General features: G+C 44.2%; 19 protein-coding genes and 1 riboswitch. Of the genes, 5 read left to right on the top strand and 14 right to left on the bottom strand.

What is annotated here, in order from left to right:
* Positions 1-8: 8 nt before the first annotated feature.
* The 12 genes from OC193_RS01775 to OC193_RS01720 form a co-directional block, all read right to left on the bottom strand.
* Entirely contained in the window at positions 9-584 is a 576-nt protein-coding gene (locus OC193_RS01775; RefSeq protein WP_048657956.1) for a prepilin-type N-terminal cleavage/methylation domain-containing protein, read from the bottom strand.
* Positions 585-663: 79 nt separating this feature from the next.
* Positions 664-1,119 (bottom strand): hypothetical protein, encoded by a 456-nt coding sequence (locus OC193_RS01770; RefSeq protein WP_048662724.1) that lies wholly within the window; start codon positions 1,117-1,119, stop codon positions 664-666.
* A 3-nt stretch (positions 1,120-1,122) separates the two neighbouring features.
* Positions 1,123-2,346 (bottom strand): type II secretion system F family protein, encoded by a 1,224-nt coding sequence (locus OC193_RS01765; protein ID WP_048657953.1) that lies wholly within the window; start codon positions 2,344-2,346, stop codon positions 1,123-1,125.
* Between the two features lie 12 nt (positions 2,347-2,358).
* The gene (locus OC193_RS01760) at positions 2,359-4,083 is read right to left on the bottom strand and encodes a GspE/PulE family protein (protein ID WP_048657952.1); all 1,725 of its coding nucleotides are present in this window, start codon (positions 4,081-4,083) and stop codon (positions 2,359-2,361) included.
* Positions 4,073-5,254 carry a tetratricopeptide repeat protein gene (locus OC193_RS01755; RefSeq protein ID WP_048662723.1) on the bottom strand — a complete coding sequence of 394 codons (1,182 nt, stop codon included), beginning with the start codon at positions 5,252-5,254 and terminating at the stop codon, positions 4,073-4,075. Before OC193_RS01755 ends, OC193_RS01760 begins: the two co-directional genes overlap by 11 nt.
* A 2-nt stretch (positions 5,255-5,256) precedes the next feature.
* Complete coding sequence (locus OC193_RS01750; protein WP_048662722.1) at positions 5,257-6,096, bottom strand: ExeA family protein; 840 nt, start codon at positions 6,094-6,096, stop codon at positions 5,257-5,259.
* Between the two features lie 52 nt (positions 6,097-6,148).
* Positions 6,149-7,819: a pilus (MSHA type) biogenesis protein MshL gene (gene mshL, locus OC193_RS01745; protein ID WP_048657949.1), complete on the bottom strand. Its 1,671-nt coding sequence runs from the start codon at positions 7,817-7,819 to the stop codon at positions 6,149-6,151.
* A 15-nt stretch (positions 7,820-7,834) separates the two neighbouring features.
* Entirely contained in the window at positions 7,835-8,167 is a 333-nt protein-coding gene (locus OC193_RS01740) for a hypothetical protein (RefSeq protein ID WP_048657948.1), read from the bottom strand.
* Positions 8,160-8,807 (bottom strand): type 4a pilus biogenesis protein PilO, encoded by a 648-nt coding sequence (gene pilO, locus OC193_RS01735; protein ID WP_048662721.1) that lies wholly within the window; start codon positions 8,805-8,807, stop codon positions 8,160-8,162. The genes OC193_RS01740 and pilO overlap by 8 nt, the downstream gene beginning before the upstream one ends.
* The gene (locus OC193_RS01730) at positions 8,807-10,249 is read right to left on the bottom strand and encodes an MSHA biogenesis protein MshI (protein ID WP_048662720.1); all 1,443 of its coding nucleotides are present in this window, start codon (positions 10,247-10,249) and stop codon (positions 8,807-8,809) included. Before OC193_RS01730 ends, pilO begins: the two co-directional genes overlap by 1 nt.
* Before the next feature lie 2 nt (positions 10,250-10,251).
* Positions 10,252-12,267: an RNase E specificity factor CsrD gene (gene csrD / locus OC193_RS01725; RefSeq protein WP_048662719.1), complete on the bottom strand. Its 2,016-nt coding sequence runs from the start codon at positions 12,265-12,267 to the stop codon at positions 10,252-10,254.
* Positions 12,268-12,428: 161 nt separating this feature from the next.
* The gene (locus OC193_RS01720) at positions 12,429-12,983 is read right to left on the bottom strand and encodes a single-stranded DNA-binding protein (protein ID WP_016797199.1); all 555 of its coding nucleotides are present in this window, start codon (positions 12,981-12,983) and stop codon (positions 12,429-12,431) included.
* Positions 12,984-13,261: 278 nt separating this feature from the next.
* On the opposite strand from OC193_RS01720, the gene OC193_RS01715 reads away from it, so the two are divergent.
* The 4 genes from OC193_RS01715 to OC193_RS01700 all read left to right on the top strand — a co-directional run bounded on the left by OC193_RS01715 (position 13,262) and on the right by OC193_RS01700 (position 19,780).
* The gene (locus OC193_RS01715; RefSeq protein ID WP_048662718.1) at positions 13,262-13,909 is read left to right on the top strand and encodes a LuxR C-terminal-related transcriptional regulator; all 648 of its coding nucleotides are present in this window, start codon (positions 13,262-13,264) and stop codon (positions 13,907-13,909) included.
* A gap of 156 nt (positions 13,910-14,065) precedes the next feature.
* Entirely contained in the window at positions 14,066-14,938 is an 873-nt protein-coding gene (gene galU, locus OC193_RS01710) for a UTP--glucose-1-phosphate uridylyltransferase GalU (protein WP_048657943.1), read from the top strand.
* 150 nt (positions 14,939-15,088) lie between these two features.
* Positions 15,089-17,920: an excinuclease ABC subunit UvrA gene (uvrA, locus tag OC193_RS01705; RefSeq protein ID WP_048662717.1), complete on the top strand. Its 2,832-nt coding sequence runs from the start codon at positions 15,089-15,091 to the stop codon at positions 17,918-17,920.
* A 96-nt stretch (positions 17,921-18,016) separates the two neighbouring features.
* Positions 18,017-19,780 (top strand): PglL family O-oligosaccharyltransferase, encoded by a 1,764-nt coding sequence (locus OC193_RS01700; RefSeq protein WP_048662716.1) that lies wholly within the window; start codon positions 18,017-18,019, stop codon positions 19,778-19,780.
* 104 nt (positions 19,781-19,884) lie between these two features.
* Here OC193_RS01700 and OC193_RS01695 read toward each other — a convergent pair whose 3' ends face one another.
* Entirely contained in the window at positions 19,885-21,024 is a 1,140-nt protein-coding gene (locus tag OC193_RS01695) for a pyridoxal-phosphate-dependent aminotransferase family protein (RefSeq protein ID WP_048662715.1), read from the bottom strand.
* A 176-nt stretch (positions 21,025-21,200) separates the two neighbouring features.
* Positions 21,201-21,378: riboswitch (Lysine riboswitch) on the top strand.
* Positions 21,379-21,486: 108 nt separating this feature from the next.
* On the opposite strand from OC193_RS01695, the gene lysC reads away from it, so the two are divergent.
* Positions 21,487-22,854 (top strand): lysine-sensitive aspartokinase 3, encoded by a 1,368-nt coding sequence (lysC, locus tag OC193_RS01690; protein WP_048657939.1) that lies wholly within the window; start codon positions 21,487-21,489, stop codon positions 22,852-22,854.
* A gap of 115 nt (positions 22,855-22,969) precedes the next feature.
* On the opposite strand, the gene metH is transcribed toward lysC, so the two are convergent.
* A complete protein-coding gene (metH, locus tag OC193_RS01685) occupies positions 22,970-26,647 on the bottom strand; it encodes a methionine synthase (RefSeq protein WP_048662714.1) in 3,678 nt (1,225 codons plus the stop codon).
* Positions 26,648-26,654: the final 7 nt, after the last annotated feature.

The following is a 26,654-nucleotide window of genomic DNA, read 5'->3' as shown; positions in this document are numbered from 1 at the left end:
ACGCAGACTTACTGCAAAGTTACGGTCACACGACCAGTTTTAATTTCGTAAACAAATTCATGCTCTGTACTACCTTCCAATTGAACGTAAGTACAGGTTGCATCACCAGAATTTGCTTGCGCTGAATACTTGTAGTTTGAGTCGTTAGCAACATCCGAGATAGGACCCACTTTAGGTGGATTTTGCAGCAAGTTTTCCATCAACTCAGAACATGTTTCATCTGAAATATCTTGTGGCGCGGTGCTCGAATTATTGTTCAGAGTCCACGGATAGCCATCTCGAAAGTCAGTATCGACGTTGCTACTGTTCTTTGATCTTGTTAACCAAAAATCAACACCATCATAATTTACAGTATTGTATGTCTCAACACCAATCTTCTCTGACGGTCTTGCTTCTGCTTCCCACTGTGCTCTTGCCGACAAAACAGCGGTCGCAAAACCACCAGCGACACCTTCAATGCTTGATTTCTTGGCTTCATCAGTTACATCGAGAAAACGAGGTAATGCAGCAACCGCCAATAAACCAACGACCACGATCACTATCACTAATTCGACAAGGGAGAAACCCTTTTGATTCTTAAGCATTTTCTACCTACTCATCTAATTATTAACGCGCATTATACATTCGCGCACGTATAAAACCATACAAAAACTGTCAATATTTTCACAAAGCCAAAATATTGGCTTTCACACTAAACCTTTCTTTTTCGAGCAATATATCTAGCTGATAGTTATCAGTATAATGATAACTACAGTGAAACCGTATGTTATCACTTTTATCTTCAACACTTGGAGATCTTAGCCCTAAAATGCTCCCTTGGGGATACAATTGATCCAACCAATAATTACAGTCTCGCTCCGTACCTTGAATCGGTTTTAACCAGCCTGTTCGACTATAACTTTTGGGGTGCTCCGGATCATTGTTTTGCTCGGAGCCTGATAACAAATACTGCTGTTTGAACAAATTGGCTTGTTCTAAAATCCGCTTGCTCGCCACAATAAATGCCGTATTAGTCGCTTCTTCTTCTACCGTTTTAAATGCCGAAAGCACACCGACAATAAGAAAAAGAATAACCACAGTCCAAATAACAAAACGTGAGCGTTGTAGGTTATTTAGCATCCCCTAGCCTTTGATTGCATCCAACATTCCCCACATCGGCAAGAATATACCTAGTGCTAAAATCAGCACCATGCCCGCAACGATGGTTAACAAGATCGGTTCAATTCTGGCGGTTAAAGTCTTCAAATCATAATCGACCTCGCGATCATAAAAATCAGCCACTTCAAGCAGCAACTCATCAATACGACCCGTCTCTTCACCAACTGAAATCATTTGTATCACCAGCGGTGTGAAAATTTCGCTGTTGATCGCAGTCGATGAGACCGTACTACCGGCTTCAATGGCTGACTTCATTGCTTGAACTCGAAGCTCTAGAAAACGGTTATCCAAAGCCTCAGCGGATAAAGCTAACGATTGGTTTAGTGGCACGCCCGCTTTTAGCATCAAAGCAAACGTACGTGAGAAGCGTGACAATAGTGCTCTATTCACTACCCCGCCAATAACCGGCATTTTTAAGCGTAATCGGTCCCACTTCTCCAAGCCTTTGTCTGTTTTAACCCAGGCTTTAAAAGCAAAAATAAGGCCAAAGATCACGCCAAGCATTAAGCCCCAGTAATTCACAAAGAATTCCGACATACCAATCAAGATACGAGTCGGTAGCGGCAAGTCGACGCCAAAGCGCGCAAACATACTAGAGAATTGCGGAATAACCTTAATGTTAAGGATGAACATCGCAATCAAAATAAAGCTAATCACAAACGTTGGGTAACGCATCGCAGTCTTGATTCGCTTGCGAGTCTCAACTTCTTGCTCATAATACCCAGCCAACTGCAGCAGAGCCTGATCTAAACGACCCGTGTTTTCACCAACACCAATCATAGATACAAACAGCGGACTAAACACCTTAGGGTGCATCTGCATCGATGCCGCTAACCCTCGACCATTAGTAAGCTCAGCAACCACTTCTTCGAGAGCAGCCTTCAACTGCTTATTTTCACAGTTTTGGGTAAGTCCTTTCATCGACCGTAATAGTGGTACGCCAGCTTTGGTTAGGCTGTATAACTGTCGACAAAACAGAACCAACACCTCTAAAGGTACACTCGGAGAGAACAGGCTCGATACATCCATATCTAAGACTGAACCGCCACTTTTACCTAGTTTGATAGAGGTTGGAATGATCCCCTTGCTCATCAAACTTTCAGCAGCAAGATCTTCGTTATTCGCATCCAATTGACCACTCACTTGGCTACCATCAGAGCTGCGACCTACATAACGATACGTTGGCATATCACTCTACCCCTAAAGATAAATTGGGTCGGTGGCACCAGAAGCATCACCTTCGCCAAGATGCATGATCTCATCGAGACTCACAACACCTTGCAGAGCCAGTTCCATCGCAGAAGCCAATAACGGTTTGTAGTTTTCAGACTGTCTCGCCGTTTGAGCAAAACCAACTGCATCATTCGCTCTTAGTGCATCCATCATGTTTTGTTCTAGCTCCAACATTTCAAATACACCAATACGCCCACGGTAACCGGTTAAATTACAGTTCTGACAGCCACGGCCTTTCATAAACGGCACACCCACTTGGTTAGGGAAACGAACGCTCAGCCATTGCTTACGAGGTTCATCTAACTCATCCTCAACCTTACAATCGGTACAAACTTTGCGAACCAATCGCTGTGCAACGACCGCTCGAACAGCGCTCGCGACCAAGTAACCTGGTGCTCCCATATCCATCATGCGCAGTGCACTGTCTACCGCATCATTGGTATGGAGGGTGCTTAATACTAAGTGGCCAGTCAACGCGGCTCTCAAGCCAATCTCAACCGTTTCGTGGTCACGCATCTCACCAATAAGAATGATATCGGGATCCTGACGCAAGAAGGTTCTTAGGACTGTAGAGAAGTCGAGATTGATCTTAGGGTTTACCTGAACTTGGTTCACACGAGGAAGACGGTATTCCACCGGATCTTCCGCGGTAATGATCTTTTTACCCGGTTCGTTGAGCTCACTTAATGCCCCATACAGGGTGGTGGTTTTACCCGAACCTGTCGGCCCAGTAACCAAGATCATACCGTGCGGGCGGCGCAGCTGTTGACGAAGACGAACCAACAGATCGCTCGGTATACCCGAGGCTTCAAGTTTACGTAGTCCTGCAGATTGGTTAAGCAGACGCATCACGACAGACTCACCGTGCTGTACCGGCATGGTCGACATACGAATATCAACCGACTGACCTTTAGCACGGATATTAAAGCGACCATCTTGAGGAAGACGTTTTTCTGAGATATCGAGGTTTGCCATCAGCTTTAAGCGCAGTACAAGTGCAGAAGCAATGTTCACTTCGTTCAGCAATGTTTCATGCAGCACACCATCAATACGTTGGCGAAGACGCAGTACGTTTGAGTCTGGCTCTATATGGATATCAGAAGCGCCGACTTGGATTGCATCTTCAAATAACGAGTTAATTAGCTTTACTACTGTAACTTCGTCACTGTCTTCTTCAGCGATATCGAAATCAAAGGCATCATTAACTTGGTGTTCAGCGTGAAGCTGCTCAGCAAATGAGGCGATCTCTTTAGTTCTTCGGTAATAGCGATCGAAGCCATCAACTAATTGCCTCTCTGGAGCGACAACGAATTCAAGTGCGTAATCTCCTAACTGACCAAGCAAAGATTCTTGGGCAAACAGGTCGGCAGGGTCGCTCATTGCAACACGCAAAGTGTCACCTTGGCGTCCAATCACCAATGCACGAAGGCGACGAGCATGTACTTCCGGTAAAAGCTGTACCGCTTCGACATCGACAACAGCTCGGCTTAGATCAATAAGAGGAATCGCTAACTGCTGCGACAAGAAACTCAACATCTGTTGCTCTGACAAGAAGCCAAGTTCAATCAGTGCATCACCCAGCTTACGACCGGTGCTTTTCTGAGCAGCCAGTGCTTGCTCAACTTGAGTCTCCGTGATAATGCCCTCTTCGACAAGCAAATCACCAAGCCTTTTTCTTAATCTAATTTGCATCGCCGCTCTCCTCTAAAGCATTGAGTATTTTTAACCTGTCACGCACAAAGCTTTGTGATTGAGATGAGATACCTACTCTGGTTAACGCACCTTGGTATGACGCTTTAGCTGCTACGAAATCGAGCTGACGTTCTTGCTGGATCGCTAAGCCTAACCACCAGCGAGCATTATCTGAATCAATCTCAACCAACTTTTGGTAACTTTCCAAGGCCACTTCTTCTTGCTGAGACTTTTGACTCAATGCTGCACGCATAGCTAGATAATCTTGCGTAGGGTTCGGCGGTAAATGTATTAATGGACTTAAAGCCGCTTCTGCTTGGTTTGCTTTAACCAAAAGCTTAGATAGGCCCAAGCGTAGCTTTTCGCTGTTAATATTAAGCTTAATCCCTGACTGAAAAAGCTCGTACGCTTTACGTGTATCACCCTTACCAAAATAGAGAATCGCGAGTTTCTGACGAACATCTTCATTTCGTGGCGTATAACGTAGAGCTTCAGTGTAGCCTTTCAGAGCACCAGTAAGATCATTCGCATCAAGCGCTTTTTGAGCACGCCCTTGTGCATTCACAGATAACTGCGCAGGTGTTAACTCAACCTGTTCGATCAACATTCCGTTATTTCCTGAACCACCAGAAGTTACTGACCCATTAGAGATAGAGGCTGAGGCTGAATCTGTTTTTGCCACATTAGCAACATAAGTCGGCTGAGGAATTTCAGTCTTAGTCGTTTGAGGCGCGCTTAGAGATTTCGTTGATGCTTGCTGTTTTGTCGGCTTTGGGATAGACGCTGCAACCGGTTCAGATACGACTGGCTTAGCTTGAACGCTTTTTACCATCGCAGTGTTTTCTGTTGAAAAGCTGGCAGTGTCTAGTGTCACCAATTTCGTAGTTGGTGATGAGATAGGTTGAACTGCTTCCTGAATACCATTTGAATCATCAACGACAGAAACCTGAACCTGTAAATCTCGAGTTGAGATTGACTGTTCAACAATAGGCTGCTCAATCACTGGACCTTGCGATATCGCCCAACCGCCCATTGCTAAACTCAGAGTAAAACCTGTTGTGACCCAAACCAATGGGGAACGTGTTTTTACTTTAGGTACGACTGCCGCTTCAATCGAAGTCGCTGATTTTTTCTTTGCCAATTCAGACAAGGCGTTGTTAATGACGCTCATAATTAATTCCAACCCCACAGTATTGGCGTTTTAAATTTAGGCTTACACACATCGTATGTTTCATGCATAGCGGAAAACAGATGCTGGTTGTCGATACTTTTCTTATCTTCACTGAACGAAAGCAATAGAGCCTTATGACAAAGTTGATTGATCAATCTAGGGATACCTAACGACGATCGACAAATCGCCTTTTTTTGATTCAAACTGAACAACTCAGGATTACCACCAGATTTAGCGATCCGGTTATCAATATACGCCACCGTTTCATCGAGAGTCAGCGGCCTCAAAGTTGAGCTAAACGTGATTCTTTGGCGAAACTGTCTGAGATGGTAAGCCTCTAGTCGAGCATCCAGCTCAGGCTGCCCCAATAAAACAATCTGCAGCAGCTTCTTATCTTCTGTTTCAAGGTTGCCAAACAGCCTTAGTGTTTCGAGAGCTTCATCCGATAGAGCCTGAGCTTCATCAAGAATTGCCACCACTCTTAAACCCGAATTGTGCAATTCAATGAGCTTATGCTGAATGTTGTCAATCAAGGTTGCTTCACTGTCGATAGTCAAACCGAGCTCTTTAGCAACGGCTTGGCGTAAGTCTGCACCTGAGAGCACAGGGTTTGGCAGGTAAATTAGAGCTGTGCAATCATTTAGGTGATTGACCAGCATCCGGCAAACCATGGTTTTTCCAGTACCGACCTCTCCGGTGACCTTAATCACGCCCTCGCCCATTTCTAACGCCGATATTACCGTCTGAATCGCTTCAAAGTGAGGCGCTAAACCATAAAAAAAATCGGTATTCGGCGTTAAGGTAAATGGCAGTTGTTCAAAACCAAAATGAGCTTGATACATAAGTAACCTAGCTTAGTTAGATACTGCCAATCTACATTGAAAAAGTAAGTAACTACTCTTCATCATCTGGGAACCACTGTTGAAGCAGATCTCGAGAACGCTCTAACTCTGTTTGCCATGTGTTCACACCGACGATTGTCGGTTTAAGCAAGATCACAAGCTCAGTTTTTTGCGTCAACTGACTGGTATTACGGAATAAATGGCCGAGGGCTGGAATATCACCAAGGAATGGAACTTTAGAGGTTACATCGCTGGTATTTGATTTCATCAAGCCACCAATAACCACAACATCACCATCTTGAGCACGAATCACTGAGTCAGACTCACGAATGGAGCTTTTTGCCAAAGGAAGCGTCACGACCCCTGTTGTTGAACCCAAGTTAAGCTCTTTGACCTCTTCATCCACCTCAATAACTGCCGGGTGGACATGTAAAAACACACTGCCTTTATCATCGATCTGAGGTGTCACGTCCAAAGAGATACCAGAGAAAAACGGGGTTAATTCAACCTCAGGAGCGACATTCGCGTTATCGCCACTACCAACCGCACTTGATAAATCAGTTACATAATATTCATCAGTACCGACTTTAATAACCGCTTTCTGGTTATTCGCAGCTGTCACTCGAGGGCTAGACAGCACGTTCAAATCTCCCTGTGTATCCATGAAACTTAATACTGCTTCAAAGCTACCACCAGAAACAACTAGGTTAGATTGACCACCTAAAGCTGCACCAATTGGGTCCATCCCTGGCAATGTACCTGGGATTATCGTACCGGCTGCATCTTTAACAATAGAGCCCATGCCAATTGTGTAGTTAGTACCATTTGACGAGAACATCTTGGTCCAGTTAATACCCTGCTGGTAGCCATCACTCAAAGTCACTTCCATGATCTTTGCTTCCAAGATCACTTGGCGTTGTAAGCGCTTCTGAGAAATGCCTAAGAACTCACGAACTTCACGGATTTCATCAGGATAAGCACGCACAGTAATCACACTGGCTTGCGGGGTAACAACGACGCTCTGTCCATCACCAGAACCAATTAAGTGAGCAACGGCGGCTTCAAGTTGTGGCCAAAAGTCACTTTCAGAGGTCGTTTCAATCTCTGTACCACCGTTCGATGTCGAGTTTGATGAGTTAGAAGAGTTGGATGAATTCGACGAATTTGAATTGGAACTGGAAGAGCTCGACGAGTTTGAATCAGAAGTCGTGATAGTCCCTGTCGTGATCGTCGTTAATGAGCGACCAGAACGCTTAACCTGTAAGTAGTCGACAGGAATCGTTACTGTACGTAAACCTGCAGGGTAAACCTGAATGACTTTTCCACGCTTTTCAATATCGTAGCCATACATGTCCTGAGCAACAGCCAGCACTTCATCTAACGTCACATCGGTTAAATTAAAAGTGAGCTTTCCAGAAACACTTGGATGAATAGCAGCACTATACTCAGTACCTTTCACTAAGCTTGCAAAAAAGGTTCTCGCTTCAACACCTTTTGCCTGAATACGAAAACGCTTAACCGTTTCCATCCCCGGAGACATAGAGTCAGAACTAAGCTGAGGCATAAGGTCATCTTGTACCGACGAAGGCAGCTCATGAAGCGCTCTGCTATTGGCTTCATTAATTGATTCGTTTAAAGATTCTTTAATCTCAACAGGATCTCTATGCCCCATCGAACAGCCGACCAAAGATGACACTAGGATTGCAACTACAAGTTTACGCATGTCTTCACTCTAACCTTAATTATTCTTAACATCTAAAGAGAACATCTCTAATTTCCACTGCTTAGAGCTTCTCTGCAGAGTGACGTATTCTGGATCTATGTTCTTAACTCGGTACCCTCTGATCGTTTCCCCTTGGCCGAGAATCTGACCATTCATAATCGCATAGCAAGGCGTATCTCCCTTACACACGATGCTTTCTAAAGAAGGTAAGCGATAGCGAGTTGGTGCTTTCTTAGCAGGTGCCGTTTTCTGTTGAGGTGAAAGCCAGCCTAATGGCGCCGTTGGATCTTGCTCAGCCCACACCACGGAACTGCTAAACAGCAGAAACAACAAAAGAGTTCTAACCACCGATAAACTCCTGTCTGGTACCTAATGTATAAACCTCGAACACCAGTCGAGCTTTAGGATATTCCTCTACCGTGTATTCAAATGTGCGCCAGTAATAGCTAACAGGAAGAGACTCAAGTGCTTGAAGGTAAGCTGAAATATCAAAGTAACTACCTGTTAGTTCCATTCTCACAGGGTGAAGAAAGTAGCCTGAATATTCACTGGTTTCTTTATTGTTCGAAATCGCCTCTGGTTTTAACGACTCTAGCGATTCAAGCTTAAGCCCATTGCCGGCATTAAGAACACTCTCCAATAATTGCGACATTTGAGAAGGCGTAATCAACCCGTCGACAATCTCTGAAAGCTGCAATGAAAGATCTTGGCTCTCTCGCATTAGTTTCTTGTATTCGAGGTTAATTTCTTTATCTGGGTCTTTGTTTAACTTAGCTTGTAGAACAAGTAACTCACCTTGCTGCCTTTGGTTTGATTGAGTCAGGCTGGTCGCCTTGGCATTTTTCGCTTGTAAGTCGAGATACGCGGGCTCTACCAATAAGGTAAACAACAACATGGATAGGCCAACAAAACCACACACGAAAAGTAGCCATTTTTCTCTTTGGCTCAATGCAAGAAACTTATCGCTAAGTTGATTCCACTGCTGCATTATTTACTCTCCCGACGAGTACTTAACTCAAACGTCACCACATCCTGATCATTACGACCTATTTTTAGTTTTTCAAAAGCACGTCCAACTAAATTAAGCTCACTTTTAAACTGACCAATCCAGTTCGGAACGACATTTGCGTTACGAGCCAAGCCACTAAGATCTAAAGTATCGTGGGTCATGTAGATGTGCGAAAGAGAGATGTCATTTCGGCCTAGTTTAGCTAAGGAATTCATGACGCCAGAATACCCGACTTGTTGGGATTCGTCGTATTGCCCGACCGCCTTCAAAGCCTCTTTTTTTGCTTGAGTCTCACGTTTGAGACGCGCAACGGCCGCCACTTTCTCTGGGGACGGTTTGTGTTGAGTTAACTTACTATTCAATTGGTTAACTTGCTTGTTAAGTTGATTCGAGTCTTGTTGCAGGGCTGTTAGTTCTTTATCTAGATTAGATACTTGGTACTGCATCGCGAAGTAACCACCAAGCAATAAAACACAAACTAGCCCCCAGCTCGCAACAACATTGGTCAGCGTAAAATATTCTTTTTTAGGCTTAAGATGTTCAGGGTAAAGATTGACCTTAAACGTCTCTTTTTCAGCTGCGAGTTTAACCAACAAACTCTCTGAATTATCACGTTCATCTTCAACCAACAATGAAACTGTCGAGCTCAATGTACTATTTAAGGCACTTTGTAACTCTGCTTCATCTTCTTCGTCACAGCAAATTTTCAGCTGGTGAAGCTGTGTACCTTTAATTTGTGAAGAAAGGTAATCAATCGAGCGTTGAAGCTCTAAAGCGAGACCATCTAACTGCAGAGCACTTGACGCAACACCCGTTAAAGGTGGAACAACACTGCGAATCGTTCTTTGAAAACAAACGGTATTTTCAACAAACGCACCCAACTTAAAGTGTGAATTAGCGCTGCGCTGTAAAAGGATGAAGTTAGACAACTCGCCAGCACTGTAACCCCAGATTTCATCTTCAGGAGCTACTCCAACTAATTCGATCTGAACCGAGTTGGCAATATTTAAAAGCTTATCTAACAGCTTTTTAGGCAAGACATACACTTGCAGCTTGTTCGACGTCGGAAGCGCGACCGCACTCGCCGTGATCTCAGTAACCCTTTCAGAGACGAGATCTTTGAGTAAAAATGGCAACGCAACCGACCATTCACTCTCTGGAATATCCGGTTTATCAAGTTGATAGGTTTGGTAGTAGTTAGCACAGACAACCAACTGGAGACGATTACTGGCAAACGCCTCACTGCTAAGCGATTTTTTTAGCGCACTCTCCCAGTCCCCATTAACCACGGGAATACTGGTTACTTGAGGTTCTTGTTCTGTCGATGAAATATAAATGGCATCATTGCCCAGCAGGACAACTTGCGAGCTACCTTTATTATTCGTTGGCTTTATCTTGTCTAAAATCGCTTTAAAATTCATTCTTAACTACTACTCTTACGCCATCGATTTCTTCGTCCAACTTTTACAACAGATTCCGCTTTTGCAGCCTTTTCAACGTGGTTAGGCAAAGGGATAATTTGTTGTTCTTCGTCGAAATATCTTCCTTGATAGCCGTTAATGCCTAACTCTATCAAAGTATTCTTCTCTTGTTTTGTCTCGACTCCAACGGCAATAACTTGAGTTGGAGAGTCACCGCATGCCCCAATTAAGCTTCGGACAAACAGTTGATTCTCATGCCTTTGATCAATTTTCTTGATTAAGCTTCGATGAAGCTTAATGTAATTAACCTTTAAGTCTTTTATATAGTGAGTGCTAACAATGGTTCGCCCCGCTTGACCAACCACAACTTTACACCCTAAACCTCGTAGCATCTTTGCCACCGGTCTCATATAATCAAGATGAGCAATCAAGTGCCCTTCTGGAAACTCAAATGAAAGCTGAGAGCGATGCTGAGCAGAAAGCTGTAACAACTCACTCCTAAACCACTTAAAGTGCTGTTTATTAGCAAACGGGGTAACATTCAGATTCACCGAATAGTTGATAGGTTGAGTTGATTCTTTCAGCGATTTCAACACAACCTTTAGAACCGATTGGTCCATTTGAGCTTGATAACCCACTTGCTCTACCGCAGGCATAAATCGAGACGATTTCAATAAACCTTTATCAGGATCCTGAATTCTAGTAAATATTTCTCTATGTAATTCATTAGCTTGACCAGATTCCGGCATAAGATAACACCGCTGAGCAAAGATTACTAAATTTTCAGGAAGCAGCGCTTTATCAAGTAATGTTCTCCAACGAACACTGCCTCTATCCAACTCATTCTTATTCTGTTTCGGGTAACGGCTCCAGTTATTAATACGCTCTAACTGAGCACTCTTTAATGCCGTTTCCGTTTCATCCATGATCTGGCTGTGACGATCACCTTCGGTATACATAGTCACACCGATATGACACCAGTTATCAGATTCCAAAGGCTCTGGCGGGGTTAGCTTATCCAACTGCCTTAAACATTGACCTGCCAAGGTCGCAATATCTTTTGCACCCTGGTGCGGGATGAATACAGCAAAGTCCGCTTCGTAATAGCGAGAAAAAATGACATCTGGATAACGCTGAACGATATTCGATAAGACTTCACCGACTTCAATAATAAAGCCGTCAGTGATTTGTTTATCGTTAGCATCACGAACTTGTTCCCACTCGTCGATACGTATCAGTAACACACCACCTCGAGCACCACTTTCATGCAGTACCGATTCCAGTTTATTATCAAATAAAACTCGGTTTGCCGTGCCCGTGAGTTTATCTAGGAAGGTATGGGTACGAATAAAGGTATCAAAGCGACTTCGCTCTTGACGAGCATCTTGTAGCTCTTCAATCAATACATCTAAGGCTTCACTTGCCGTATAAGGCCATTCACGCTCATCCCCCTTTGCGTGAGGTTCAACCTGTCCAGCAAGGATCATTCTTCCTCGCTCTTCTAAGATCTCAGAACCCATGAGTTGCTCTTTCAACCAACGAACACCTCGAGCCAGACAGAACAAGACCAATGCGACAGCCAAAGTAATTGACCACATCGCTTCCATTGAGTAGTTGTAGCCAATATAAGGAGGGAGTGCTTTAAATTCGATTCGATACCCTTCATTACGCTCTAAAATGAAGCTTTTCTCATAAAGACGATTGGGATCAATTTGTGGGGAGGTATCTTTGAAACGATAGACGATGCCAGTCTTGTTCGAGAGTTTCATCTCAACAATATTGCTCGCCTGCAACATTTTAGGCATCCAACGCTGCATTGAATACGCGGCGTCGGGATCTTCCATCTCTTTATCTACAACGTCGACAATACCAACCAAATAATGGTCTAAATATTCCTGTCCAATACGCTTAAAGGAAAGTGTGCCACCAATAAAAAGAATGAACATCGCGCTGATCACTATCACTGTGACAAATGCGACCAATCGGGTGCTCAATTTTAGTGTCGGGGTATATCTCATGAATAACGAAATCCTTTTCAACTCACATTATACCGTATTGCTACTTATACTATAAATTGACGTTGTAAATAAAGCGTTAAGAATTGTAGGTAACAAAAAGCCGCGATGAACGCGGCTTTTTCCAATTTAATACTGTCTTTATAATATATTAAAAACAGAGCTTAAAATGGGATGTCATCATCAAAATCCATTGGCGGCTCATTATATTGAGGTTGAGCCTGCTGAGGAGCTTGTTGAGGTGCTTTCGGCTGCTGTTGAGCTGGAGCACTATATTGCTGCTGTTGTTGTGGCTGCTGTGGCTGACCCCAACCACCTTGCTGTTGGTTGTTACCCATGCCACCTTGAGCAGGAGCACCACCTTGAGCACGGCCGCCAAGCATTTGCATTACACCATTGAAGCCTTGAACAACCACTTCAGTTGTGTAGCGATCTTGACCGCTTTGATCTTGCCATTTACGTGTTTGAAGTTGACCTTCAATGTAAACTTGAGAACCTTTACGTAGGTACTCACCAGCAACTTCCGCAAGCTTGCCAAACAGAGCAACACGGTGCCATTCTGTTTTTTCACGTTGCTCGCCAGTTGCTTTATCACGCCATGACTCTGACGTTGCAATGGTAATGTTCGCTACTGCGCCGCCATTTGGCATGTAACGAATTTCAGGGTCATTACCTAGGTTACCCACTAATATAACTTTGTTAACTCCACGGCTAGCCATGATTTGCTCCGTCTAAATTCATAGTCTCAGAAAATTTTTAGCGCACAAGAATAGCATGCTTTTCTGCTGTGATAAATCGCTTCCTATTCTCACTCCACTACAAAGAATAAAAACGTAACAAATCATGATATTCAGAGCGATGTTGCTTTTTTCTCCACTTACAAACCACTCATTTACTTTGATAATTGATATTCAACGCAAGTCACTATCAAGACGCTAGAGAAGCTAAAGCCTGCATGACAACGTGGAATCTAATCCCACTCAAACAGGACGTTTCAATGAGAAAATCAAGATACGCTCGCACTTTGCATTTTCTGTGTATCGACCCAAACGATACCTATCTACATGTAAAAGAGATAGAAAAGCACTTATCTATTATTCTCTACAAAATGACACCCGACGAATTAATGCTAGTTGATAGAAAGCAGAGTAACCGGATCTTACTCGTCGATTACAGAGAGGTACCACAACTACTGATTATTTGTCCTAACCTGACTGTTATGTGGAAAAATCACGAAATCATTTTATTCAATGTCCCCCAGCAACTTCCAACCTCAGAGCTTCTTACCTATGGGGTACTAAAAGGACTCTTTTACAACACTGAACAAAAGGACAAGATTGCTCGTGGTCTTCAAGAAGTCATTGATGGCGATAACTGGCTGCCAAGGAAGGTAACCAATCAACTGTTGTTTTATTATCGCAATATGGTCAATACCAACACGACACCAACCAATGTTGATTTAACCATTCGTGAGATTCAGGTGATTCGCTGTCTTCAATCAGGGTCTTCAAACACACAAATCGCCGATGACTTGTTTATTAGTGAGTTCACGGTTAAATCTCACCTCTATCAGATATTCCGTAAGCTTGCGGTAAAAAATAGAGTTCAAGCGATAGCATGGGCAAACCAGAACCTGCTTGCCTAATCGACCCACCTCTTAGTCTGACGATAATTTTGAGGGAAGCTCTAGTAAACCATGGCTATTGTTGCTGAATTTTCGACATAACTTATGCTAGAGTTGCCCTCAGAAATATCAACAACTCAGTTGAATCAATAATTATTATAGATAAAGGGTCTTATCATGATCAAAAAGTGCCTTTTCCCGGCAGCTGGCTACGGTACACGTTTTTTACCTGCAACCAAGTCAATGCCTAAAGAAATGATGCCTGTAGTAAACAAACCTCTGATTGAATACGGTGTAGAGGAAGCTATTGAAGCTGGTATGGATGGAATGTGCATCGTTACTGGACGTGGTAAGCACTCGATCATGGATCACTTTGATAAAAACTACGAGCTTGAACACCAGATTAGCGGTACCAATAAAGAAGATCTATTGGTTAATATCCGTGAAACGATTGAAGCAGCAAACTTCACCTACATTCGTCAACGTGAGATGAAAGGCCTTGGCCACGCTATCTTGACGGGTCGCGAACTTGTAGGTGATGAACCATTCGCCGTTGTACTTGCCGATGACCTTTGTGTTAACGAGCAACAAGGTGTATTGGCTCAAATGGTTGCGCTATACAAACAGTTCCGCTGTTCTATTGTTGCTGTACAAGAAGTTCCTGAAGAAGAAACTCACAAGTACGGTGTTATCTCAGGCGAAATGATTAAAGATGATCTTTTCCGTGTTGATGACATGGTAGAAAAGCCAGAACAAGGTACTGCTCCAAGCAACCTAGCGATCATTGGTCGTTATATTCTGACTCCAGATATCTTCGAGCTGATCGAACAGACTGAACCAGGTAAAGGCGGCGAGATCCAGATTACCGATGCATTGTTAAAACAAGCAAAAGCAGGCTGTGTATTGGCTTACAAATTTAAAGGCCAACGTTTTGACTGTGGTAGTGTTGAAGGTTATATCGAAGCAACAAACTACTGCTTTGAAAACCTATACAAAAAAGACCAAAAGCAAATCGAGCTAGGTAAACACTCGACCAAGAAAGAAGCATAACGACTGGTTAATAACTAGCGTTTCGAATGGTAAAAGGGTGACTCGATGAGTCACCCTTTTTTGTTTTACTGTTTTTTTATCCAGTAAAACTTTGCACAAATCTCACTCTATGTAATACTTTAGCCACTTAAAATTACATGGTCTATTGAGATGGATAAAATAGAAATTAGAGGCGCTCGTACGCATAACCTCAAAGACGTTAACCTAACGATTCCCCGCGATAAACTCACGGTTATCACTGGACTATCCGGTTCAGGGAAGTCGTCACTTGCGTTTGATACTCTCTACGCAGAAGGACAACGTCGCTATGTTGAGTCTTTGTCTGCCTACGCTCGCCAATTTCTATCTCTTATGGAAAAACCCGATGTAGACCACATTGAAGGTTTATCTCCAGCTATCTCGATAGAGCAAAAATCGACGTCACATAACCCCCGCTCAACCGTCGGTACTATTACTGAAGTCTATGATTACCTTAGGTTACTGTATGCGCGAGTTGGCGAACCTCGTTGTCCAGATCACAACATCCCTCTAGCTGCGCAAACTATCAGCCAAATGGTGGATAAGGTACTTGAACTACCAGCTGGCTCAAAAATGATGTTACTGGCACCTATCGTCAAAGAACGCAAAGGTGAGCATGTTAAAACACTGGAAAACTTAGCGGCACAAGGCTTTATCCGTGCGCGCATTGATGGTGAAACCTGTGATCTATCCGATCCACCAGCACTTGAACTTCATAAGAAACACACCATTGAAGTCGTGGTAGACAGATTCAAAGTTCGTCCTGATCTTCAACAGCGTTTAGCTGAGTCATTCGAGACCACATTAGAGCTATCTGGCGGCATCGCTGTCGTCGGTTGGATGGATGAAACAGACCAAGAAGAGATCGTATTCTCTGCTAACTTCGCTTGTCCAAAGTGTGGCTACAGCATGCAGGAACTAGAGCCTCGCCTATTCTCTTTCAATAACCCAGCTGGGGCATGCGGTACTTGTGATGGTCTTGGGGTTCAGCAGTATTTTGACCCAAGCCGAGTGATTTTGGATGAGAACCTAAGTATCGCAGAAGGTGCGATCAAAGGTTGGGATCAAAAGAACTACTACTATTTCCAGATGCTAACATCGCTGTCAGAACATTATGGTTTTGATTTGTATGCGCCATTTAATTCTCTGCCTAAAAAGACTCAAGAGATCATTCTTAAAGGATCAGGTCGTACTGAAGTGGAATTCAAGTACATCAATGACCGAGGAGATATTCGAGTTAAGCGTCATCCGTTTGAAGGCATCTTAAATACGCTAGAGCGCCGTTACCGTGATACTGAATCTAGCGCAGTGCGTGAAGATCTAGCCAAGTACATATCAACCAAATCATGTTCTAGCTGTGATGGTACTCGCTTAAGATTAGAGGCTCGAAATGTTTTCATCGGTGATACAACACTGCCGGAAATCGTTGAACTGAGCATTGCTGACGCACTACAATTTTTCCAAGAATTGAAATTAGACGGTCAGCGTGGGCAGATCGCAGATAAAGTGATGAAAGAGATCAATGATCGTCTGCATTTCTTAGTCAACGTTGGTTTAAACTACCTTAACCTATCACGCAGTGCCGAGACGCTGTCTGGTGGTGAGGCGCAACGTATTCGTTTGGCGAGCCAAATCGGTGCCGGTTTAGTTGGCGTTATGTATGTACTGGATGAACCATCGATTGGCCTCCACCAGCGCGATAATGAACGTCTTCTGCAAACTTTGGTTCACCTCAGAGATCTAGGTAATACGGTGCTTGTTGTTGAACATGATGAAGACGCAATCCGTTGTGCTGACCATGTTATCGATATCGGCCCAGGTGCAGGTGTGCATGGTGGACACGTGGTAGCAGAAGGCACCATGCAAGACATCATCGAAAACCCGAACTCTTTGACAGGCCAATACCTGAGCGGCGCCAAAGAAATTGCAGTGCCAGAAAAGAGAACACCTATCGACAAGAAAAAGGTCGTAGAGATCGTAGGCGCAACGGGGAACAACCTAAAGAATGTCACCGCGACAATTCCTGTAGGCTTATTCAGTTGTATTACGGGTGTATCAGGTTCAGGTAAATCAACACTAATCAATGACACCTTCTTCAAAGTCGCCCACACTCAATTAAACGGGGCCACGACTGCTGTTCCTGCACAACACAAAAAGATTAAAGGATTAGAACATTTTGATAAGGTGATCGACATAGATCAAAGCCCTATCGGTCGTACACCAAGGTCAAACCCTGCAACCTACACAGGGATCTTCACTCCGATCCGTGAATTATTCGCAGGCACACAAGAGTCACGATCTCGTGGTTATAAACCAGGTCGATTCAGCTTTAACGTGCGTGGTGGTCGTTGTGAGGCTTGTCAGGGTGATGGCGTAATCAAAGTAGAGATGCACTTCTTGCCAGATGTGTATGTACCGTGTGATGTGTGTAAAGGTAAACGCTACAACCGTGAAACACTAGAAGTTCGTTACAAGGGCAAAACCATTGACGAAGTCCTTGAAATGACCGTAGAAGATGCGCGTGAGTTCTTCAATCCGGTTCCAGTGATTGCTCGTAAACTGCAAACACTCATGGACGTGGGTCTATCTTACATTCGCTTAGGGCAAGCAGCGACAACCTTATCTGGTGGTGAAGCGCAGCGTGTTAAATTGGCGCGTGAGCTATCGAAGCGAGACACAGGTAAAACCTTGTACATTCTCGATGAACCAACAACAGGTCTTCATTTCCACGATATTCAGCAGCTGTTAACAGTACTACATAGGTTGCGTGATCACGGTAATACGGTTGTCGTGATTGAGCACAACCTAGATGTCGTTAAAACAGCAGACTGGATACTAGATCTTGGCCCAGAAGGTGGTCAAGGTGGTGGCGAGATTGTTGCAGAAGGTACACCTGAAGATGTGGCTTTAATCGAAGGTTCACACACCGCTCGCTTCCTTAAGCCTATGTTAAATTTGAAGTAGGTGTAAAATAGCGCCCTGTGAGCAGACAGAAAAATGTTAAAGTAACAGAGCTTGTTTCAGAAGGAACAAGCTCTGTTTTTATAAGGTTAGGGATTTATGGCAACAATACACACTAGCGGTACCCAGCTAGAAAATCAGGTCACTCAGCTACCACTCAACAAAGCATTTCTGGCTTCTTTAGCTGTTGTATTCTTGTTAGCCATGCATTTTTTCATGCCTAACCCTGGAGGCTCGGGGCTTGCGTTATCATTTAACCCAACAACTTGGCTGGCGCTAAGCTTCACGCTAGCAATTGGCTTTTACCAACTCGCTACCAACCGAGTACTTAAGTATTCAAAATTAACGATTGGCTTGTTGATAAGCTGCATCATACTCACACTACCCATTTTATACAGCAATGCAGCTCCTCAAGGAGCTTCAGGACGCTTGCTTGGATTGTGGGCGGGCTTTGCATTATTCGTCGTGCTGCAGCAATTTAAATTCAGCAATAAGCACAAGCAGCGCATGTTGTGGTTCATTGTGCTTGCTGTTGTCATACAAGCACTATTTGGCTATGTGCAATATTTCTTCTTGGAGCCTGGCAACCTATTTGGCTACAACACAGCGGCAAACCGACCATATGGGATATTCCAACAACCGAATGTAATGGCAAGCTTCCTTGCTACGGGCTTTGTGCTTTCAGCTTACCTTTTAGCAAGGCAGCCCGCTAAATATAACCATAAGATCAGTGAGTCTTTCTTACTGTATCTGACCCCAACTTTAACCGTGCCACTACTGATCATCATCGCATCACGTACAGGATGGTTAGCTGCCGTCATTGGGTTTGTCTGCATTCTGCCTTATCTATACAAATTCTCGACAAAAAAACGCTTCTACGGATGGTGTATATCAGTAGTGGCTGGTATCGCTGTTGCGTTTACGGTTATTAACCTCAGTGCTACAGACAGTATCGCTAGCAAGAAGGTGAATCTAGAAAGCCCACGAGCTTATACCTTCCCACAAGCTCTAGATATGATGATCGAAAAGCCATTTACCGGTTATGGTTACGGGAAATTTGAATCTGAGTACATCTTGTATACGGCTCGCCAACATCAACTCAACTCGAACTATCATCCCGGCCTTCCTTCAATGGATCACCCTCACAATGAGTTCCTGCTTTGGGGAGTTGAAGGGGGCATAGTACCAATCATCGGAATCTTGATTGCTGCAATATTGGTTATGTCACGCATAGCAAGTTCTGCAAAGGGAACGCGTCTAGCCCTGCTCGCGTTATTCATCCCAATCCTTTTGCACTCTCAACTTGAGTATCCTTTTTACCACTCGGCGATTCACTGGATAACATTCATTATATTGATTTACTGGGTCGATCAACGCTCTTCCCGACACTATCAACAGCCGTTCAGTATCATCAATAAAACCTTGTTTCGAGTATCGAGCTTAGTAATACCTATCTTGGTCAGTTTTTATATGTTGAGCGCTCTGCATACCAACTATGTCCTGACTAAGTTTGAGCTGTCTAAGCCTAAAAACCCAGACATTCTTAAGCAAGTAACCAACCCCGTAGTCTGGAAAGATCGCTATGATTGGGACATATACAGCACATACCTTAATATTGGTCTCTATAAAGCAGACCCTAGCCTTATCCAGCCTTATATCGACTGGTCGTTAGAGATCATCAAGAGTAAGCCTAGGCCGGCTTTTTACAGCAACCTTATTCTTGCTTATCAAGGATTGGGGGATCACAGCAAGGCGGAACAAATTCGTAGTGAAGCAAGCTTCTTGTTCCCAGATAGAGACTTTTCAAAGGTTCAGTATAAGAAAGTGTCACAAGCAGAAGATACCGTTTCATCTGCTGAGTGATGTTTAGAATTCGGAACTGAAGCACCATTTTTGACCTTTCGGTTAGACACAAAAAAGCGCCCGATCTCTCGGGCGCTTTTCTTTTTAATTTCAGTTCATTGCAGCTACTGCAAAACATCTTTTAGCGCTTTTAGGCACAACGCGACATTCTCTTTACGAGCGCCGTAACCCATCAGGCCGATACGCCATGCCTTACCAGCCAAAGAGCCCAGCCCTGCACCGATTTCAAGATTGTATTCTTCTAAAAGCTGCGTTCTGATCTTAGCTTCATCAATTCCTTCAGGGAAATAAAGTGCGTTCAGCTGCGGCAGGCGACTCTCTTCATCAACCACAAACTTTAACCCTAGAGCTTCTACGCCTTCTTTAAGCTCCTGGTGCATCGCATGATGACGAGACCACGCATTATCTAAGCCTTCATTTTTCAACAAAACCAGCGACTCATGCAGTGCATAGAGGCTATTTACGGGTGCAGTATGGTGATAACTACGCTTACCTTCACCGCTCCAATAACCTAATACTAGGCTTTGATCTAAGAACCAACTTTGCACAGGTGACTGGCGCGATTTCATTTTATCAACGGCACGCTGAGAGAAAGTCACCGGAGATAGACCCGGCACACAAGACAAACACTTTTGGCTTCCAGAATAAACCGCATCAAGCTGCCACTCATCAACCAGCAATGGCACACCACCTAGTGATGTCACTGCATCAACAATCGTTAACGCATCAAACTGACGAGCGATAGCTGAGATAGCTTGAGCATCAGATAGCGCTCCGGTTGATGTCTCTGCATGCACAAAAGCAACCGCAACAGCATCTGGATTTTGCGCTAATGCTTGTTCTACTTTTTCAACGGATACGGGCTTGCCCCACTCATCATCAACAAGGATCGCTTCGCCACCACAGCGCACCACGTTTTCTCGCATACGCTCACCGAAGACACCGTTACGACAAACAATCACCTTTTCACCAGGCTCAATCAAGTTAACAAAACAGGTCTCCATACCCGCACTGCCCGGTGCAGAAACGGCAATCGTAAATTCGTTTTCAGTCTGAAAAGCGTATTTAAGAAGCTGTTTAAGCTCATCCATCATCGCAATAAAAAGCGGATCTAAGTGACCAATCGTCGGACGGCTTAGAGCCTGCAGTACCTGAGGTGAGATATCAGAAGGACCTGGTCCCATTAACGTTCGGTGTGGTGGATAAAAGCTATCGATAGCAGTAGTGAGTGTTAAATTAGACATGTACATCCCTTACGTTAATGTTGTGAACAATCCACCCTAAAGCAAATTGATTACCTCAGCAATTAGCCATAAGTATTGAGGTCAAACCACTGTCACATAATTGTTAAAATTATTTTTCAATTATCTCAAGTTACGGATTGACATTGTTACCGCAAACACGTTCAATGAAATGGCTATCTAGCAGAAGAGGAGCACTGCCCAGGCAGGTGTTTTGTGGAACCGCATTTCCAATACAAAACATTTATGGGGAGCAGTGCCGAGATAATAAAAGGATGCAGGACCTTTATTATCGGTTGAGCGGGCTGAATCCCGTCAACTGTCGCCATTTCTATATGGTGAAGAGCTTCTGAGGTTACTATTCTAATAATTCCTCTCTTTTTGCTCTAAAACTCTCTTCGAAAAACATCGGACGTTGGATTACCCAACCGTAATTTTATTTTAGGAAGTCGTGGGAGATATATCGTGAGTGCATCTAATGTAGCTGGTTCTTTTAATGTCGCTAAGTTTGGTGGGACAAGTGTTGCCAACTTTGAAGCAATGAGCCGTTGTGCTGCCATTATTGAAAACAACTCAAATACCAAGTTAGTCGTAAGTTCTGCGTGTTCTGGTGTGACCAATTTGCTCGTTGAACTGGCGAATGGCGTTCAAGATAAAGCTCGTCGTCAGGAATTGATGGCTCAATTAGCGGACATTCATAACGCAATTCTTGGCCAACTGGCAGACTCAGTCAGCATCGAAAAAGAAGTTCACAGCATTCTTGATGACATTGCGAGCGCAGCAGAAGCGGCATCATTTCAAACCAGTACTAAACTAACTGATCACCTTGTCGCATGTGGCGAGTTGATGTCGACACACATCTTGGCTCAGATCATTCGTGAACGAGGCACACCTGCAGTTCGCTTTGATATCAGAGAAGTGATGCGCACTAATGATGACTTCGGCAAAGCAGAACCTCAACTCGAAGATATTTCCGCTCTAGCGCAAGAGAAACTTATGCCACTTTGCCAACAGCAAGTTGTCGTTACTCAAGGTTTTATCGGCGCTGATAGTGAAGGCAACACCACGACTTTAGGCCGCGGTGGCAGTGATTACTCAGCAGCATTGATTGCCGAATCTGTACAGGCGATTGGTTTAGAAATCTGGACGGATGTTCCGGGTATCTACACCACTGATCCTCGTATTGCACCTAAAGCTTCTCCTATCCCAGAGATCAGCTTTAGTGAAGCATCGGAAATGGCAAACTTTGGTGCGAAGATCTTACACCCATCAACTCTAGTACCTGCACTGCGCCACCAAATCCCGGTATTTGTTGGATCTTCTAAAGCACCAGAGCTCGGTGGAACTTGGATTCGTCAAGAGGTTGAAAGCTCCCCTCTATTTAGAGCGCTTGCCCTACGCTGCAACCAAACTATGGTTACACTCCGCAGCGCTAACATGTTCCATGCCTATGGCTTCTTGGCAAAGGTATTCGAGATCCTTGCTAAACATAAGATCTCGGTCGATCTTATCACCACCTCAGAGATCAGTGTGTCACTGACTCTCGATCAAACAGACACTTCAGGTGGTGCTCCTGAGTTACCTGAAGCCGCTCGTCTTGAGCTTGAAGAGCTGTGTTCTGTCGATATTGAGCACGACCTATGCCTTGTTGCGCTTATTGGTAACAACATGAGCGAAAGCAAGGGCTATGCGAAGCAGGTATTCGGCACTCTTGAAGATTTCAACCTACGCATGATTTGTTACGGAGCAAGCCCACACAACCTGTGTTTCTTGCTAGATGAATCTGTTTCTAAGTTGGCGATTCAAAAACTGCACCAAGAGTTATTTGAATAGAAAGTCCGTTTATCATCGACAGATAAATAACTAAATCACAAATACAAAAAGGGTTGCCATTCAGCAACCCTTTCTCTTTTTAACTTTACGAATCAAAGCTCGTTATAGATTCAAACTAGTTAATGTTTGGACCTAACCACTTCTCGGCTTCTAACATGTCCCAGCCTTTACGGTCGGCATAGCTATCTACTTGATCCTGTTGAATCTGGGCTATCGCAAAGTATCGAGCATCAGGGTGTGAGAAGTACATCCCTGATACTGAAGCACCTGGCCACATCGCGTAGCTAGACGTCAGTGACATATCGATGGCCTTCTCAACGTCCATCAACTCCCACAATGTGCCTTTCTCTGTGTGCTCTGGACAAGCAGGATAACCTGGAGCAGGACGGATACCTTGGTATTTCTCTCGAATCAAATCGTCGTTAGACAAGTCCTCATCTGGCGAGTAACCCCAAATGTCCTTTCTCACTTCTTTATGCAGATACTCCGCGAACGCTTCAGCCAATCGGTCAGCAACCGCTTGAATCATGATTGCGTTGTAGTCATCACCTTTCGCTTTGTATTCATCAGCCAGTTCTCGCTCACCAATACCGCCGGTCACCGCAAAACCACCAATCCAGTCCGCTTTACCGCTCTCTTTTGGCGCAATGTAATCAGACAGACAATAGTTAAACCCTTTAGGCTTTTCGGTTTGTTGACGAAGGTTATGTAGAACCTTTAGAACTTCAGTACGAGACTCATCGGTATACACTTCAATATCATCACCAACGCTGTTCGCTGGGAACATGGCACACATACCACGAGCTTCAAGTAACTTCTCTTTCTCTACGCGATCCAGTAGATCGTTAGCATCTTTAAATAAACGTTTTGCTTCTTCACCCACTTCTTCATGTTCAAGAATCGCAGGGTACTTACCAACCAAAGACCACGTCATAAAGAATGGAGTCCAATCGATGTACTGGCGCAAAGTCGCCACATCAAAATCATTGAAGATGTGAACTCCCGGTTTAGCCGGTGCCGGTGGAGTATACGCATCCCAATCGATAGCGACTTTATTGGCACGAGCTCTTTCAAGTGTGACAGGCTTAGTGCGCGGCTTCTTACGATTGTGCTGGTCTCGAACGCGATCATAGTCGATATCTAGCTTCTCAACGAAAGCGGGCTTCAATTCATCAGAAAGTAGTGAAGTACACACACCTACAGCGCGCGAGGCATTATTTACGTATACAACAGGTTCTGAATAATTTTGTTCAATCTTGACCGCAGTGTGCGCTTTAGATGTAGTTGCGCCGCCGATCAATAGAGGAAGCTTAAAACCTTGTCTTTCCATCTCTTTGGCAACGTGTACCATTTCATCAAGAGACGGTGTAATCAGTCCAGACAGGCCAATAATGTCGACATTCTCTTCTTTTGCGACCTTGAGAATCTTCTCACAAGAAACCATTACGCCTAAATCGATGATCTCGTAGTTATTACACTGTAAAACCACGCCAACGATATTCTTACCAATATCGTGTACGTCACCTTTAACGGTCGCTAATAGAATCTTACCGTTAGTTGCGCCCACTTCTTTCGATGCATTGATGAATGGTTCTAGGTGGGCAACCGCTTGTTTCATAACACGCGCAGACTTTACAACCTGTGGTAAGAACATCTTACCTTCACCAAATAGGTCACCGACAACGTTCATGCCGTCCATTAGAGGGCCTTCAATCACCTCGATAGGGCGAGAGGCATTAACGCGAGCTTCTTCGGTATCTTCAACGATAAAATCGGTGATACCTTTAACCAAAGAGTGCTCTAAGCGCTTCTCTACAGGCCAAGTTCTCCATTCTAGAGCAGATTTATCTTCAACCTTACCGACAGCACGCTCTAGGTATTCGGTCGCCATATCAAGCAATCGTTCAGTCGAATCATCACGACGGTTCAATACAACATCTTCAACAGCATCACGCAGATCTTCTGGAACATTATCGTAAATTTCCAGCTGACCAGCGTTTACGATACCCATATCCATACCATTTTTAAAACAGTGATATAGGAATACTGCGTGGATTGCCTCACGAACGTAATTGTTACCGCGGAATGAGAACGACACGTTCGATACACCACCAGAGATCATCGCATGAGGGAGATCACGCTTAATATCCCCTACAGCTTCGATGAAATCGACCGCATAGTTGTTATGTTCATCAATACCAGTAGCAACCGCGAAGATGTTCGGGTCAAAAATAATGTCTTCAGGTGGGAAGCCAACCTCATCAACAAGAATGTTGTAGGCATTGGTACAGATCTCGACTTTACGCTCTCGAGTATCAGCCTGCCCGACTTCATCGAACGCCATCACAATGACAGCTGCACCATAACGACGAACTAATTTGGCTTGCTCAACAAACTTCTCTTTGCCTTCTTTTAGAGAGATTGAGTTAACGATACCTTTGCCTTGAATACATTTCAGACCAGCTTCGATAACTTCCCACTTAGAAGAGTCGACCATGACTGGCACTTTCGAGATTTCTGGTTCTGACGCACATAGATTAAGGAATTTAACCATACACGCCTCAGCGTCTAGCATCCCTTCATCCATGTTGATATCGATAATTTGAGCACCGTTCTCAACTTGCTCTCGAGCAACACTCAAGGCTTCGTCGTAAAGCTCTTCCTTAATAAGGCGCTTAAAGCGGGCAGAACCGGTAACGTTAGTACGCTCACCCACGTTCACGAACAAAGATTCTTTAGCTATCGTCAGTGGCTCTAGTCCCGAAAGACGGCAAGAAACAGGTAAATCCGGCAATTGACGCGGCGTTACACCTTCAACTGCCTCAGCCATTTGGCGGATATGCTCTGGAGTAGTACCACAACAGCCACCAATTAGGTTCAAGAAGCCACTTTCAGCCCATTCCTTAACGTGCTCAGCCATATCTTCAGGCGAAAGGTCATACTCACCAAATGCGTTAGGCAAACCTGCATTAGGGTGAGCGGAAACGTTACATTCTGAGATGCGAGACATCTCACCAACGTACTCTCGCAGTTCATCAGGACCTAATGCACAGTTCAATCCAAATGAGATAGGTTTTACATGACGAAGTGCGTTGTAGAATGCTTCTGTCGTCTGACCTGAAAGCGTACGACCTGAAGCATCAGTAATGGTACCGGAGATCATAACAGGTAGAGTAATGCCCACTTCTTCGAAAACGGATTCAACCGCAAAAGCACACGCTTTCGCGTTCAACGTATCGAAGATAGTTTCGATAAGAATTAAGTCTGAACCGCCCTTAATAAGCGCTCGAGTCGACTCAGAATAAGCTTCAACTAACTCGTCAAAGCTAACATTTCGATAACCTGGATCGTTTACATCAGGCGAGATAGAACAAGTTCGGTTAGTTGGACCTAATACACCCGCGACGAAGCGAGGCTTTTCTGGGGTCTTTGCGGTCCATTCATCAGCCGCTTCACGAGCAAGCTTGGCAGCAGAAAAGTTAATTTCTTCACTAAGGCTTTCCATATCATAGTCGGCCATAGCGATGGTTGTAGCGTTAAAGGTATTGGTTTCGAGGATGTCAGCCCCAGCTTCCAAGTATTCTGAATGGATATCTTTGATAAGCTTAGGCTGTGTAAGAACTAAAAGGTCATTGTTGCCCTTTAAGTCACTGTGCCAATTAGCAAAGCGTTCACCACGATAGTCTTGCTCTTCCAATTTATAATCCTGAATCATGGTGCCCATGCCACCATCAATCAGTAAAATTCGTTGCTTCAACAGAGCGTCAATCTTTTGCCTTACATTACTTCCCACGGTACAA

Source organism: Vibrio crassostreae (assembly GCF_024347415.1).
Lineage (GTDB): Bacteria > Pseudomonadota > Gammaproteobacteria > Enterobacterales > Vibrionaceae > Vibrio > Vibrio crassostreae.
This window is presented reverse-complemented; position numbering and strand designations above follow the sequence as displayed.